This is a genomic window from Neorhizobium sp. AL 9.2.2, assembly GCF_013317225.1.
Classification (GTDB): Bacteria; Pseudomonadota; Alphaproteobacteria; order Rhizobiales; family Rhizobiaceae; genus Neorhizobium; species Neorhizobium soli.
In genome coordinates, this window is record NZ_JAALXU010000001.1 from 575,827 (window position 1) to 590,841 (window position 15,015).

12 protein-coding genes are annotated in these 15,015 nt (G+C 60.4%); 7 read left to right on the forward strand and 5 right to left on the reverse strand.

Translation table 11 applies throughout. The features are described 5' to 3' along the window. Positions 1-9: 9 nt before the first annotated feature. The 4 genes from pgl to G6K99_RS02795 all read right to left on the reverse strand — a co-directional run bounded on the left by pgl (position 10) and on the right by G6K99_RS02795 (position 5,027). Positions 10-708: a 6-phosphogluconolactonase gene (gene pgl, locus G6K99_RS02780; RefSeq protein ID WP_174195638.1), complete on the reverse strand. Its 699-nt coding sequence runs from the start codon at positions 706-708 to the stop codon at positions 10-12. 7 nt (positions 709-715) lie between these two features. Continuing rightward, positions 716-2,188 carry a glucose-6-phosphate dehydrogenase gene (gene zwf / locus G6K99_RS02785; RefSeq protein ID WP_062453773.1) on the reverse strand — a complete coding sequence of 491 codons (1,473 nt, stop codon included), beginning with the start codon at positions 2,186-2,188 and terminating at the stop codon, positions 716-718. 96 nt (positions 2,189-2,284) lie between these two features. Further along, positions 2,285-3,574, reverse strand: a complete 1,290-nt coding sequence (locus G6K99_RS02790) for an FAD-binding oxidoreductase (RefSeq protein ID WP_174195639.1) — start codon at positions 3,572-3,574, stop codon at positions 2,285-2,287. 13 nt (positions 3,575-3,587) lie between these two features. Then, positions 3,588-5,027, reverse strand: coding sequence for a glutamine synthetase family protein (locus G6K99_RS02795; RefSeq protein ID WP_062453771.1), 1,440 nt, complete (start codon positions 5,025-5,027; stop codon positions 3,588-3,590). A 184-nt stretch (positions 5,028-5,211) separates the two neighbouring features. Between G6K99_RS02795 and G6K99_RS02800 the strand changes: the two genes are divergently transcribed. The 7 genes from G6K99_RS02800 to G6K99_RS02825 all read left to right on the forward strand — a co-directional run bounded on the left by G6K99_RS02800 (position 5,212) and on the right by G6K99_RS02825 (position 13,022). Beyond that, on the forward strand, positions 5,212-6,393 hold the full coding sequence (locus tag G6K99_RS02800) for an NAD(P)/FAD-dependent oxidoreductase (protein ID WP_174195640.1): 1,182 nt from the start codon (positions 5,212-5,214) through the stop codon (positions 6,391-6,393). 144 nt (positions 6,394-6,537) lie between these two features. Next, positions 6,538-6,672 (forward strand): hypothetical protein, encoded by a 135-nt coding sequence (locus tag G6K99_RS23375; RefSeq protein WP_256413687.1) that lies wholly within the window; start codon positions 6,538-6,540, stop codon positions 6,670-6,672. Positions 6,673-6,968: 296 nt separating this feature from the next. After that, positions 6,969-8,690 (forward strand): methyl-accepting chemotaxis protein, encoded by a 1,722-nt coding sequence (locus tag G6K99_RS02805; RefSeq protein ID WP_244631342.1) that lies wholly within the window; start codon positions 6,969-6,971, stop codon positions 8,688-8,690. A 257-nt stretch (positions 8,691-8,947) separates the two neighbouring features. Further along, on the forward strand, positions 8,948-10,045 hold the full coding sequence (locus G6K99_RS02810) for a polyamine ABC transporter substrate-binding protein (protein WP_082471837.1): 1,098 nt from the start codon (positions 8,948-8,950) through the stop codon (positions 10,043-10,045). A gap of 76 nt (positions 10,046-10,121) precedes the next feature. Further along, positions 10,122-11,279, forward strand: a complete 1,158-nt coding sequence (locus G6K99_RS02815; protein ID WP_174195642.1) for an ABC transporter ATP-binding protein — start codon at positions 10,122-10,124, stop codon at positions 11,277-11,279. An 11-nt stretch (positions 11,280-11,290) separates the two neighbouring features. Further along, a complete protein-coding gene (locus tag G6K99_RS02820; RefSeq protein ID WP_113166233.1) occupies positions 11,291-12,202 on the forward strand; it encodes an ABC transporter permease subunit in 912 nt (303 codons plus the stop codon). Position 12,203: 1 nt separating this feature from the next. Continuing rightward, entirely contained in the window at positions 12,204-13,022 is an 819-nt protein-coding gene (locus tag G6K99_RS02825; RefSeq protein WP_062453767.1) for an ABC transporter permease, read from the forward strand. Between the two features lie 16 nt (positions 13,023-13,038). Here G6K99_RS02825 and G6K99_RS02830 read toward each other — a convergent pair whose 3' ends face one another. After that, positions 13,039-14,922: an AsmA family protein gene (locus G6K99_RS02830; RefSeq protein ID WP_174195643.1), complete on the reverse strand. Its 1,884-nt coding sequence runs from the start codon at positions 14,920-14,922 to the stop codon at positions 13,039-13,041. Positions 14,923-15,015: the final 93 nt, after the last annotated feature.

Sequence of the window (15,015 nt, forward strand, 5' to 3'; positions counted from 1 at the left end):
AGGCGCGTGTTACGGCGCCCAGTAAATGTCGAGTGGCGATGCGGCACGGTTCAGAACCGCACGGACTGGCATTTCGGTCTCATCGGATCCGGCGATCGCCTTTTCCAGCACGTCCTTCTTGCCCTGTCCCTCTATATGCAGCGCCAGAAAGCGGGCATCCGAAAGGCTGGAGAAGGAGAAGGTCAACCGCTCTTCGCCGGCCCCTTCCGCTTTCATCGTCATGACGCGGCAAAGACCGGTAAGGTCGAGCGCCTGTTCCAGATTGTTGCCATGCGGGAAGAACGAGGCGGTGTGCCCGTCTCCGCCCATGCCGAGGATCACGACGTCGAACGGCTTGTCGAGCGCAGCCGTTGCCTTTGTCGCAATCACGGCCGCATCCTCGATCGAGGGCGCATCGTAATAGAGCGGCACGAAGGTCGCTGCCGCCGCATTGTTCGCCAAAAGATGCTTGGCAACCAGGAGATGGTTGGAGCGCTCGTTGTCGGCGGGCACGAAGCGCTCGTCGACCAGCGTCACCTTCACCTTGTCCCAGGCAAGCTCGCGCTTCGAAAGCTCCTCGAAGAATTTCTTCGGCGTGGAGCCGCCCGAAACAGCGATGCAGGCCGAATCGCGTGCGTAGATCGCAGCGGCGAGGCGGCTTGCCACCTCGTCGGCAAGCGCGGCTGCCAGAGCCGCGCCGTCAGAATAGTCGTGAGTCGTGTAGGTCATGGCTACCTCAGGTCTCGTGCCACGTGCGACCATCGCGCTCGATCAGGGCAATCGCCTGGCTCGGTCCCCAGGTTCCGGCGGTATAGCCCTGAACCTGCTGGCCGGCGGCTTCCCAACCCTTGAGGATCGGGTCGACCCAACGCCATGCGGCTTCCACTTCGTCGCGACGCATGAACAGCGTCTGGTTGGAACGGATCGTGTCCATCAGCAGACGCTCGTAAGCATCCGGATTGCGCACGTTGAAGGCGGCGGCAAAGCTCATGTCCAGCGACACTTCGCGCAGGCGCATGCCGCCCGGACCCGGATCCTTGATCATGAGGGACTGCTTGACGCCTTCGTCCGGCTGCAGGCGGATGATCAGCTGGTTGGCTGCAATCCGGCCAGCGCTCGCATCGAAGATATTGTGCGGGATCGGCTTGAAGGTGATGACGATTTCCGACATGCGGCTGGCAAGACGCTTGCCGGTCCGGATGTAGAAGGGAACGCCGGCCCAGCGCCAGTTGCCAATTTCGGCCTTGATGGCAACGAAGGTCTCGGTGTTGGAAACGCCGCCTTCCAGCTCTTCCAGGTAGCCCTTGACGGCGCCGCCTGCCGAAGCGCCGGCGCGGTACTGGCCGCGCACCGTCATCTGCTGAACGTTGGATTCGTTGATCGGCTTCAGCGCACGCAGCACTTTCAGCTTTTCGTCGCGAACGGCTTCCTGGTCCATCGACGATGGGACTTCCATCGCCACAAGGCACACGAGCTGCATGATGTGGTTCTGCACCATGTCGCGCAGAGCACCCGCCGTATCGTAGTAACCGGCGCGGCCTTCGAGGCCCACCGCTTCGGCAACGGTGATCTGCACATGGTCGATATGGTTGGCATTCCACAGCGGCTCATAGAGCGCGTTGGCAAACCGCAGCGCCATCAGGTTCTGCACGGTTTCCTTGCCGAGATAGTGGTCGATGCGGAAGATCTGCTCTTCCGGGAAGACCTTGCCGATCTGGTCGTTGAGCGCCAGCGCTGACGCAAGGTCGCGGCCGATCGGCTTTTCGACGACGATACGGGTCTGCTTGGTGATCATCTTGTGATCGCGGATTTTTTCGGAAATGGCACCGAAAATTCCAGGCGCGACGGCGAGATAGAACACGCGGACGCGGTCCTTGCCCTCGTCGAGCAGCTTCTTCAGTTCGGCCCATCCGCCTTCCGATTTCGCATCAACGGACACGTAATAGAGACGCTTGCAGAACTTCTCGACTTCCGCCTCGTCGTATTCACCCTTCTTGAGATGCTCCTTGAGGGCGTCCTGGGCGAACTTGCGGTAGTCGTCGTGCGAAAGCGCGCTGCGCGATGCGCCGATGATTCGGGTTGGTTCGGTGAAATGGCCTTCGATCTGACGATGGTAGAGGGCCGGCAGAAGCTTGCGCTCCGCAAGGTCGCCGGTGCCGCCGAAAACGACGCAATCAAACGGCTCGACTGGGATGATCTGGCTGCTCATCGCTATTCTTTCATCTCGCATAGTTGGTGGAACACATATTCTAATCGATTTAAAAACGCTAGCCCGAAATCGCAACTGGGCGGTAGGGGAGGCGTCTCACATCCTGTCTCTGAGCGCAAACCAAGTCAGCGCGAGGAACAGAAGAGGGCTTCGCATGCGCCGCCCGCCGGGGAAGGACGGTATGTCGAGGTCCCGCAGATAATCGAGCTCTGTGCGATTTCCCAGGACCATATCGGCGTAAAGTTTGCCGCAATAATTCGACAGCATCACGCCATGACCGGAATAGCCACCGATCGATGTGACGCCCGGCATCACCTCGCGAACGAACGGATGCCGCGGCAGGGTAATCCCGACATTGCCGCCCCAGGCATGGGTGATCTGGACATCCTTCAGCGCCGGATAGGTATCGACGATCTGGCGGCGGATGGCCTCGGCCGTGTCCTTCGGATTGCTCGACGTGTAGACCTCGCGGCCACCGAACAACAGCCGGTTGTCCAGCGACTTGCGGAAGTAGCGCACCACGAAACGGCTGTCGCAGACGGCCTCGCCACCGGGAATGACCTGCGGAAACTCGTCGAGCGGTTCGGTTGCCGCGATAAAGGATCCGATCGGCATGATATGCGCGCCGGTCACCGGTTCGAGATTGCCGATATAGGCGTTGGTGGCAAGCAGCACCCGAGCGGCCGAAATCATGCCGCGCGGCGTCTCGATCAGGGTCTTGCCGCCGGACTGCGTGATCCTGGTTGCCGGCGTTTCCTCGTGGATCGAAGCGCCTGCGTCATGCGCCACCCGTGCCAGTCCGATCAGGAGTTTCAGCGGATGGATATGGCCGGTTCCCATGTCGCGCACGCCGCAATGGTAATCGGTCGTGCCGACCCGCTCGGCGGTTTCCTTCGCGCCCATGAACGTGACATGCGGATAGCCGTAGCGCTCGGCCGCGATTGCGGCATTGGCCTGGTAGTAGCGTTCGTATCCCCGCTTGTGGGCAACGTTCAGCTGGCCCGGCACGTATTCCATGTCGATGCCGTGGGCGGACGCGAAATCCATTAGATAGCGCTTGGCGCCCTCGGCCATGTCGAACAGCGCTTTCGAGCGCTCGAAACCCAGCTTCTCCTCGATCTCCTCCGGCCATGACCGCTGGCCTGTGCCCAACTGCCCGCCATTGCGTCCCGATGCGCCGTCGCCAAAATGCGCAGCCTCGATCAGCACCACCGACGTGCCGGCTTTCGCCAGCGTGTAAGCGGCCTGGAGCCCGGTATAGCCGCCGCCGATGATGGCAACGTCGACGCTCTTCGAGCCGTCGAGGGGAGGGTAGGTCGCCCGGTCGCCAACGCTTGCCTGATACCAAGAAATGCCCGAGGCGATGGGGCTCTGCCAATTGTCCAAGATACCTTTTCCCTCACACGTTGAGGAGCAGGAATTCCCGTTCCCAAGGGCTGATCACCTGCATGAACGTCTCGAATTCCCCGCGTTTCACGCCGGCATAAAGGCCGATGAATTCCTTGCTGAACACTTCCGCAAGCGCCGGCTCGTCCTCGAGCAGCGAGACTGCCTTTAGGAGATCGCGCGGCAGGTCGATCTCGCCTTCATTGGCGGAATCTTCCGTCGGCGGTGTCGGGTCGAGCCTGTTTTTGATGCCGAGCAGGCCGCAGCCGAGAGAGGCCGCAAGCGCAAGATACGGATTTGCATCGGAGCTCGGCAACCGGTTCTCGACACGCCGCGAGTTCGCGTCCGAAACCGGTACGCGAAAGGCCGTGGTGCGGTTGTCGTAACCCCAGGCGGAGTTGACGGGTGCCGCCATATCCGGCGTCAGGCGCCGGTAGGAATTCACGTAAGGCGCCATCATCACCAGCGCCTTCGGGATGAAGGCCTGCATACCGCCGATGAAGTGGAAGAATTCCTCCGATGCCGAACCGTCGGCGTTGGAAAAGACGTTCTTGCCGGTCTCGATTTCCACCACCGACTGGTGGATATGCATCGCAGATCCCGCTTGGCCCTGCATCGGCTTTGCCATGAAGGTTGCATAGATGCCGTGTTTCAGCGCCGCCTCGCGAATGGTGCGCTTGAACATGAAGACCTGGTCGGCTAGTTCCACCGGATCGCCATGGCGAAGATTGATTTCCAGCTGCGCCGGGCCTTCCTCGTGGATCAGCGTATCGATCTCGAGGCCCTGCTTTTCGGAGAAATGGTAGATGTCGTCGATCAGTTCGTCGAACTCGTTGATGCCGGCAATCGAATAGCTCTGTCCACCGAGGATCGACCGACCGGAGCGGCCCTTCGGCGGATGCAGTGGATAATCCGGGTCGTCGTTCTTGGCGACCAGATAGAACTCGATCTCCGGCGCCACGACGGGCTTCCACCCGCGGTCGTTATAGAGCTTGACGATATTCTTCAAAACGTTGCGCGGCGTATAGGACACCGCCTGACCATCGGTGTCGACGATGTCGCAGATCACCTGCGCCGTCGGGTCGCTCTCCCAGGGCACGACGGCAAGCGTCGAGAGATCAGGCATCAGCTTGAGATCGCTGTCGCGCGGCTCATAGCGGAAGTTTGCCGTCTCGTCGGGATACTCGCCGGAGATGGTATGGCGATAGAGCGCCGAAGGCAGCGCCAGCGAGGTGTTGGACGTAAACTTCGACGAGGGCATCATCTTGCCGCGCGGCACGCCGGCTAGATCGGGCGTGATGCATTCGATGTCTTCGATCCCGCGTGCCCGAAGCCAAGCGGCTGCCTCACGCCAGTCTGCAACGCCGCGAAGCGAAGTCAGTGTTGGCTGGGCTGTCGCGGCTTTCGCCACGGTTCCGGTTGCCAGGACAGGGGATGATTTCTTGCGCGGCATAACACACCGGGGTCAGGTTGATCGGAGCCCCATCATAGCCATGGAATGATGTTTGGGAACACTCTTTGGCTGAGAGCGCGCTGACTTCTTGGCGAGGAGCAGGCTGAATTCGCTATTGTGCCCCCGCCATCTTGACTTGGAGGCTCCAATCGAAAACAGCAAGTCGATGACGAGAGGATGACCATTGGCACAGAAATTCGATGTGATCGTGTTGGGCGCCGGTGCCGCCGGCATGATGTGCGCCATCCGCGCCGGCCAGCGTGGTCGCTCGGTGCTGGTGCTCGATCATGCCAAGGCGCCCGGCGAAAAGATCCGCATCTCGGGAGGCGGCCGCTGCAACTTTACCAATATCGGTGCGGCCCCCCAGCATTACCTCTCCGGCAACGCGCATTTCGTCAAATCGGCACTTGCCCGCTACACGGCCCGCGATTTCCTCGATCTGGTGGAACGGCATCGGATTCCCTGGCATGAAAAGACGCTCGGCCAACTGTTCTGCGACAACAGCGCCAAGGACATCATCGCGATGCTGCTGGCGGAAATGTCGGCCGCGAAAGTGTCCCTGAAGCTTCAGACGGCGATCGACGGCATCGAAAAATCGCCCGACGGATATCGGCTGGCCACCTCTGCCGGCCAGTTCGAAGCCGGGTCGCTGGTGGTGGCGACGGGCGGCAAGTCCATCCCGAAAATGGGCGCCACGGGCTTCGCCTACGAGATTGCTGCGCAGTTCGGGCTCAAGCTGGTCGAGACGCGCCCCGGCCTCGTGCCGCTGACCTTCGACCAGAACACACTCGAAAAACTGTCGCCGCTGTCCGGGATCGCGGTTCCTGCAGAAGTGCACCACGGCCGGACGGGATTTCGCGAGGCCATGCTGTTTACCCATCGCGGCCTCAGTGGCCCGTCCATCCTGCAGATTTCCTCCTATTGGCGGGAAGGTGACGACATCACGCTGTCGATCGAACCGGATGCCTCAATCAGCGATGCACTGAAGGCGGCCCGCAAGACGAACGGCAGACAGGCGGCGCAGACGGCGCTTGGCGAAATACTGCCCAAGCGTCTTGCCCAATACTTCGTCGAAAACCGGGGCGTCACCGGCAATCTCGCGGATCTCTCCGACAAGATGCTGACAGGGCTTGCAGCATCGATCCAGGACTGGAAGATCCGCCCCGCCGGTTCGGAAGGGTATCGCACGGCCGAGGTCACGCTGGGTGGTATCGATACTTCCGCACTGGATTCCAAAACGATGCAGGCCAAGGCCGTGCCAGGCTTGTATTTCATCGGCGAGTGCGTCGACGTTACAGGCTGGCTTGGCGGCTATAACTTCCAGTGGGCCTGGTCTTCCGGCTATGCTTGCGGAGACAGCCTCTAGGTAGAAATGCCAGTTGTGCTCGATTCAGGTGTTGTTAATATGCCTGGAGGATGCTGCCTTAATGCCAGCCCATTTGTTTGGTCTATAGGCTGCGTACCCGCCGGCTTCCGGCGGCCATCACCAAGATCGTGGAGTCGGATACCTATGCAGAAGACCCGCAGCGCCCGTGCAATTGCTATTGCCAAGACCCAGGATAACGCAAAGTTGATCCGCGTAAGATTTCTGGCGATGGCGATTGGAGCAACTGTTGCTCTTCTTTCGGTTCCTTTCTACTTCTGACGTAGTCTCCCCGCAGCCTTGCTGCGGCAAGGAATGTGTGAACGAGTAACGGCGTCGGTGTAGCTCTGGATCTACGTCGGTCGCTTGAGTTACGTCAATTTCCTATTTATCTAATCTTCAGATATCTCCGTCAAAAACAACAGTGTCTCTCACATTTTGGAAAGAGCCCTGTTTTGACCAAGAAGCTTCTCCCCTCATCCGTTGTATCCCGGATTGTTCTCCTCTGCCTTTTTCTCGTTTCCGTGGCAGCGGCTACTCTTTCCGGGCTTGCCTATGTCAATCTTCGGAACGACGTCATGTCGAGTGCACGTGCCGATGCCTATAAGGCGATGCGCACGCTGGGGCTTCTTTATGAGCTGGAACTGCCCGGTGCGAAGACCGAGATCCGCGACGAAGTCGTCAACAAGGTTCTCCAGGGCGAAGGCGCTCTGAAAGGCCATGATGTGGTCGACCGTGCCGCTGCTGCCATCGGCGGCGTTGCAACGATCTTTGAAAAGCAGGGCGCAGACTACGTTCGCATCTCCACCAACGTGAAGACTGAGAAGGGTGAGCGCGCCATCGGCACGAAGCTTGCTCCCGAACATCCGGCGCAGCCGAAGCTCGGCAAGAGCGAATCCTATTTCGGAAACGCGGTTCTGTTCGGCAAGGACTACATGACCGGGTATTACCCGATCACCAATGCCGCAGGTGCAGTCACCGGCGTCCTCTTCATCGGTGTTCCGATGGAAGTCTATTTCGCCCATATCGCGTCGTCTGCTTATATCCTCATCGGCACGTCGGCGATCGCGCTTCTGGTGCTCGGCTTCTTCAGCTTTTTCGCCATCCGGGCTCTCGTGCGCCCGCTCGGCGTGCTGACCGGCAGCGTCCGCGCCATTGCGCAGGGCGATAACAAGAGTGCGATCCCCTATCTCCAGCTGCCGAACGAATTCGGCAACATTGCCAGGGCCCTTGAGGTTTTCCGCGATAAGGACCGCGAAAAGCAGCTGATCGAAAGCCGCAGCGCCGCAGAGCGTGCCGAGGCGGAAGCGGATCGCCATCGCAACGATACCGAAAAGCAGCATGTCGACGCCCAGATCGAGCACGCCGTCACGCAGCTTGGATCGGCCTTGTCGCGTCTGTCCCAGGGCGATCTGTCCGCATCGATCGACACGCCGTTCTCCGGTCGTCTTGAAGGCCTGCGGACCGATTTCAACAATTCGATCCTGCGGCTGCGTGAAACGATGACGCATATCCGCACCAGCACGCTCTTGATCCAGAAGAGCAGCTCCGATCTCAGCCACTCGTCGACGGACCTGTCACGCCGCACCGAAAGCCAGGCCGCTTCGCTCGAAGAGACGGCAGCCGCCGTGGACGAGATCACCGTCACCGTGCGCTCCTCTGCCGAACGCGCTCGTGAAGCCAATGACGCCGTGACGCAGACCAAGAAGAGCGCCGACAGTTCCGGCACCGTGGTCCGCAATGCCGTCGAAGCGATGGGCAAGATCGAGGAAGCGTCCAAGAAGATCGAGCTGATCATCGACGTCATCGACGACATTGCCTTCCAGACCAACCTCCTCGCCTTGAACGCCGGCATCGAAGCCGCGCGGGCAGGGGATGCCGGCAAGGGCTTTGCGGTCGTCGCCCAGGAAGTCCGTGAACTGGCCCAGCGCTCCGCCGATGCGGCCAAGGAAATCAAGGGCCTGATCGACCAGTCCAGCCACGAGGTCCATTCCGGATCGACGCTGGTGCAGGAAGCGGGCGAAGTGCTGGCCACGATCAGCAGCGACATCACCATCATTAGCAAGCATGTCGATACGATCGCCACTGCCAGCCGCGACCAGGCCGCAGCGCTTCAGGACATCAACAGCTCCGTCAACAAGATGGATCAGATGACCCAGCAGAACGGTGCCATGGTGGGCGAAACCAGCGAGGCGAGCCGTCGCCTTGCTGAAGAGGCGGATATGCTGCTCGGCCTCGTCCAGCAGTTCAAGATCGACAGCCAGAGATCAATGGCCCGTCAGGATAGCCGGGCAGCCTGAGCGCGGGCAGATGAAATGACAAGGGGCGGCTTTCGGGCCGCCCTTTTTTGTGAACGATGAGCCGGTTGCGATTTCGGCTTGGCACAAGGGCACGGATTCATGCGGCGTCGATTTCCGGTAACCGCTGCTGCATTGCACATTCCCCCTTGTGGCCCGGGGAATTCCTTTCTACTCTCCTCAAAATTATAGGGAAATTCGCGCGAACCGTCCTGCGGCGCAGGGGCGGTGGCTGCAGGTGCTGCAACAGGAGAGAATTGATGAAAGCCCATTTGCTCAGCATAGCCGCCGCTTTGGCTGCGACCGCTTTCAGCGTGTCTGGTGTTTCCGCCCAGGAACGCACTGTGCATGTCTACAACTGGTCCGACTACATCGATGAATCGATCCTGCAGGACTTCACCAAGGAAACCGGCATCAAGGTTGTCTACGACGTCTTTGACAGCAACGATATCCTGGAAACCAAGCTGCTTGCCGGCGGCTCCGGTTACGACGTCGTGGTGCCGACCGCCCCGTTCCTCGCCCGCCAGATTCAGGCCGGCGTCTTCCAGAAGCTCGACAAGTCCAAGATCCCCAACCTTTCCAACCTGTGGCCGGAAATCTCGGCGCGTCTTGCCAAATACGATCCCGGCAACGAATACGCCGTCAACTACATGTGGGGCACGACCGGCATCGGCTACAATGTCGATAAGGTCAAGAAGGCACTCGGCGATACGCCCCTCGACAGCTGGGACGTGCTGTTCAAGCCTGAAAATGCTGCAAAGCTCAAGTCCTGCGGCGTCAACATCCTCGATGCATCCGACGAGACCTTCGCGATCGGCATGAACTATGTCGGCAAGGATCCCGACAGCAAGGAAACGAAGGATCTCGAAGCGGGCGGCAAGGTCTATTCCGACATCCGCTCCTCGGCAAAGACGTTCAACTCCTCGTCCTATATCGATGATCTCGCCAACGGCGACATCTGCATCACCATCGGCTGGTCGGGCGACATTCTGCAGGCAAAGACCCGCGCCGAGGAAGCCAAGAACGGCGTCAACATCGAGTTCTCGATCCCCAAGGAAGGAACCTATATGTGGTTCGACAACCTTGCGATCCCGGCCGATGCAAAGAACGTGGCCGAAGCGCATGAATTCATCAATTACTTGATGAAGCCCGAAGTGATCGCCAAGGCATCGAACTACGTTCAGTATGCCAACGGCAACCTGGCCTCGCAGAAGTTCATCGACAAGGAAGTCCTGGAAAACCCGGCGGTCTACCCGACCGAAGAGGTCACCAAGAAGCTCTTCACGATCTCGCCTTACGGGCCCAAGGAACAGCGCGTGCTGAACCGGCTCTGGACCCAGATCAAGACCGGCAAGTAACCATCGGCTTCGGGGCAGGCAAAACCTGCCCCGATCTGTTTCTGGCAATATTTCTTTAGGGCAGGCGGGGCAGGCGATGGCAAAGACACTCGGACCGGTAAAACGAAAATTCTCTCCGTGGACCGATCCGGCTTCGGTGCCCTTCATCCGCTTTGAAAACATCACCAAGCGCTTCGGCAATTTCACCGCCGTCGATAATCTGACGCTCGATATCTACGAGAGGGAATTCTTCTCGCTGCTCGGGCCGTCCGGCTGCGGAAAGACGACGCTGATGCGGATGCTGGCAGGCTTCGAGGAGCCGACGGAAGGCCGCATCCTTTTGCAGGGCAAGGACATTTCCGGTGTTCCGCCCTACAAGCGCCCGACCAACATGATGTTTCAGTCCTACGCGCTCTTCCCGCATATGTCGGTTGAAAAGAACATCGCCTTCGGTCTCAAGCAGGACAATCTGCCAAAGGGCGAGATCGATACCCGCGTCGAGGAAATGCTGAAGCTCGTCAAGCTGGAGCAGTTCGCCAAGCGCAAGCCGGCACAGCTTTCCGGCGGCCAGCGCCAGCGCGTGGCGCTGGCAAGGTCGCTCGCAAAGCGCCCGAAGGTCCTGCTGCTCGACGAACCGCTCGGCGCGCTGGACAAGAAGCTGCGCGAGGAAACCCAGTTCGAACTGATGGATATCCAGCAGACGCTGGGCCTCACCTTCCTCATCGTCACCCACGACCAGGAAGAGGCGATGACCGTGTCCGACCGTATCGCGGTCATGGACAAGGGCATCATCATGCAGGTGGCAACGCCGGCCGAAATCTACGAGGCCCCGAACAGCCGCTACGTGGCGGACTTCATCGGCGATATCAACATCCTCGAAGGCACGGTGACGCAAACCGATAGCGCGCTCGGCGCCCCCGGCCTGGTGCGGATCGACAGCGACGGTCTGAGCGTTGCCGCAGAACAGGAATGCCAGGCCGTCAAGGGAGATCACGTCGCCTACGCGGTCCGCCCGGAAAAGGTGCGCATTTCTCAGGAACAGCCCGCTGATATGTCCCTCAATGCGGCCTATGGCGAAGTCTGGGACATCGGCTATCTCGGCGACTTCTCGGTATTTCTCGTGAAGATGGAGGATGGCCGTATCATCCGCGCCGCGCAGGCCAACGTCTCGCGCCTGGTCGATCGGCCGATCACCTTCGGCGACATGGTGTGGCTGACCTGGTCACGCGATGCCGGCCTTGTGCTGACACGATAGGGAGCGCGATCATGGCCGATACGACAGCCGACAATCCGCATGCCAACCCGGCCCGCTGGCTGGTCGTCGCAGTGCCCTATCTCTGGCTGCTGCTGTTCTTCGTCGCGCCCTTCCTGATCATCTTCAAGATCTCGCTGTCGGACACGGCGATTGCCATGCCGCCTTATACGCCGGTGTTCGGCGGCTGGGGCGCCATCAGCGATTTCGTCTCCGAACTCGACATCGAGAACTACCTGTTCCTGACCGAGGACCCGCTTTACTTCCAGGCCTATATGTCGTCGCTGCGGATTGCCGCGATCTCGACGTTCTTGCTTCTCCTCATCGGCTATCCGATGGCGCTTGCCATGGCGCGCGCACCCAATTCCATCCGGCCGATCCTTCTGATGCTGGTCATCCTGCCGTTCTGGACCTCGTTCCTCATCCGCGTCTATGCCTGGATCGGCATCCTGAAGCCGGACGGGTTGCTGACGCTCGCCTTGCAGACGATCGGGCTGATGGGACCGGATCAACAGGTGGAGATCTTCAGAACCGACACGGCCGTCTTTATCGGCATCGTCTATTCCTATCTGCCCTTCATGGTCCTGCCGCTCTATGCGGCGCTCGAAAAGATGGACAATACCCTGCTCGAAGCCGCCAACGATCTCGGCTGCCCGCCGTGGAAGGCGTTCTGGAAGATTACCTTTCCACTGTCGCTGCCGGGCGTCATCGCAGGCTCGATGATCTGCTTCATCCCGATCACAGGCGAATTCGTCATCCCGGATCTGCTTGGCGGCGCCGATACGCTGATGATCGGCAAGACGCTGTGGACGGAGTTCTTCAGCAACCGCGACTGGCCGCTTGCCTCGGCCGTAGCAGTGGTCTTGCTGCTGATGCTGGTCGTGCCGATCGCCATCTTCCAGAACCAGCAGAAGAAGGTGGCGTGAGATGACAAAGAACCGCCTTGATGCCACCGTCCTGACGCTTGGCTTCGCCTTCCTCTACATCCCCATCATCATTCTGGTCGTCTACTCGTTCAACGCCTCGCGGCTCGTCACGGTCTGGGGCGGCTTCTCGCTCAACTGGTACGTCTCGATGTGGTCGAACCAGGGTCTTATGGATGCCGCCTGGGTCACGGCCCGCGTCGGTCTGTTGAGCGCCACGTTCGGTACCATCCTCGGCACGCTGGCAGCGCTGACGCTGGTCCGCTACCAGAAGTTTCCGGGAAAAATGCTGTTCTCAGGCATGATCTATGCGCCGCTGGTCATGCCGGAGGTCATCACCGGCCTGTCGCTGCTTCTTCTGTTCGTGGCGATCGGCGTCGATCGCGGGTTCTGGACCGTCATCATCGCCCACACGACCTTCACCATGTGCTACGTGGCGATCGTCGTTCAGTCGCGGCTTCTCACCTTCGATCGCAGTCTGGAAGAGGCAGCGCTCGATCTCGGCTGCCCGCCGGTCAAGACGTTCTTCCAGATCACCCTGCCGCTGATCCTGCCCGCCGTCATCTCCGGCTGGATGCTCGCCTTCACCCTGTCGCTGGACGACCTTGTGATCGCAAGCTTCAACACTGGGCCAGGTGCCACCACGCTGCCAATCAAGATCTATTCGCAGGTGAGGCTCGGTGTGACGCCGGAGATCAACGCAATCTGCACGATCCTGATCGCGCTGGTGACACTCGGCGTCATCGCCACCTCGATCGGCACCAAGCGCGCCGAGGTCCGGCGTATCCGCGACGAGCATATGGCGCTGCGGACCGGGAGCTGAACCGTCAGGGCGTGTGTTATTCGGTGATCTTCGGCGTGGGCTTTGCGACCGGCCAGATCACCGGGTTCTGCCAGGATCCCCCGATGAAAAAGTGGGTGGCATCCGGGCGGCCAGCGGCAGCGTCCCCGCTGGTTGTCCCGCTGGAATCTGTGAGCACACCGGCAGAAAGCGCGAGGCTGTTATTGGCATAGGGCACGATGCCGTTGAGCGTAATACGCTCGTTGGTTCCAACGATCAGCCCGTTGCGGATATCGGCTAAACCATCGGCGACGGTGACGTTAATATCGACACTCTGGAATTCGTAAGCTCCTGTCCCTGCTTCGCTCAGCGTGAAATAGGGTTTTTGGGTCGCCAGCCGTCTTATGCCTGCCATGTCCACACCGGGCAGAGTTCCGCTGCCGGCACGAAAGCGCAGAGATCCTTTGGCGTTGCGCAGCGTTTCCGCCGTCACCGGTCGCGCCACGTCCAGCGCCAGTTCGAGCGAGCCCGAGGCGCCGGGTAGCGGGGCCGTCAGGCCAAGCCGGCTGATCACGCTGGCGAAGTCGGCGTCCTGTACGGAGAGCCTTATTGCAACGCCGCCCGTTTCTTCGTCCTTGATCGTCGCGATGCGGCCGGTCAGTCGTCCGTTTTCGAAATCGCTGTCGAGAATATCGATCCGTGACTGGTCACCGATATTCATGATGCCGACGGCAACTTCGCTGAGTTGGAAGGGGCCGATCTCGACGCTTTGTGCGGATAGCCTCAAATCCAGCTCGAGCCGGTCGCGCAGTCTTGCGGCGGGATCGCTTTTGTCGAGAAGTCGCGGCGCGATCTCGGCCAGCATCGGCAACACGTCGCGGGTGTTGAGGGCGAGCGTCCCGGTCAGCCGCGGGGGCGCATCCGCCGGCATGGTCAGGTCCAGAATGCCGCTTGCCGTGATGTCGTCGATACCGAGCGACAGGCTTTCGAACCGCATCGCCGTATCGTTGGTGATCAGCCGGGCCTTCACGGAGAGCTGCTTCAGCTTTTCCGTGCCTGGCAGGTCGAACCCCATCCACTGCATGGCTTTGGCGCCATCCGCCGTTGCAAATTCGGCATCTCCGGACAAAAAGCCGTGGCTCGCGAGGTTGACGACGCCGCTGAACTTGGCGTTGAACAGGTCCGACTGGATCGAGCCCGAAGTGCTACTGCTGCGGCCCGAAAACAGAAGCAGAGGCTGGCGCGAGGTGATATCGGCCGTGACCCTGCGGCCGGCAATCGTTGCCTGGCCCTTGAAGCTCGCGCTGCGTGAAAGATAGGACCAGTCGATCTCGCTGTCGATCCGGTCGACCCGGACGATGCGGCCATCCTCTTCGTTGGTAATCTGAAGCGTGCCGTTCTCGATCAGGACATCGCCGATCGGCGCATCATTCGAATTGTCCAGCAACTGACCGGTGCCATCGCTTTTGACAGCGCGAACGGCGCGGCTGAGCAATCCGTCATTGGTCCAGTCCAGTCGCCCATCCGGTTTGCGCAGCACGAAAAGCTGCGGGTCCTTGAGGTGGAAATCCTTGAATTCCGGCTGACCCACCAGCGCGCCCAGAAGATCGAACGACGCCGACAGTTCACGGACGCTGCCAAGCATGCCTTTCTTGCCATGATCGATGTTGCGAACCATTACATCGGAGAATGTGATGCGCGGCTCCGGCCAGAAGGCAAGCGACGGCTGTCCGCCGATCGACACGTCGTGGCCGATCCATTCCTCGACGGCGCGCTCCATTCGTTCCCGTACCAGCACGGTCGAAACAAGGAAGGGTGCCGCGAGCTGGAAGGCGACGAAGAGGCTCAGCAGCGAGACCAGAACGATCAAGGCGATGCGCGTCCGCTTCCCTAAGGGGCGTCCGAAGGTCCTACGCAGCTTTCCGTCTGTCTCGTTGGGCATGGCTCACGCGAATATAGGAAATGCCGGCGTCGCGCAAATGCAGCAAGCGCGCGCTCCAGTGCTTTATCCCCTTCGATCGCATGATATACAGAC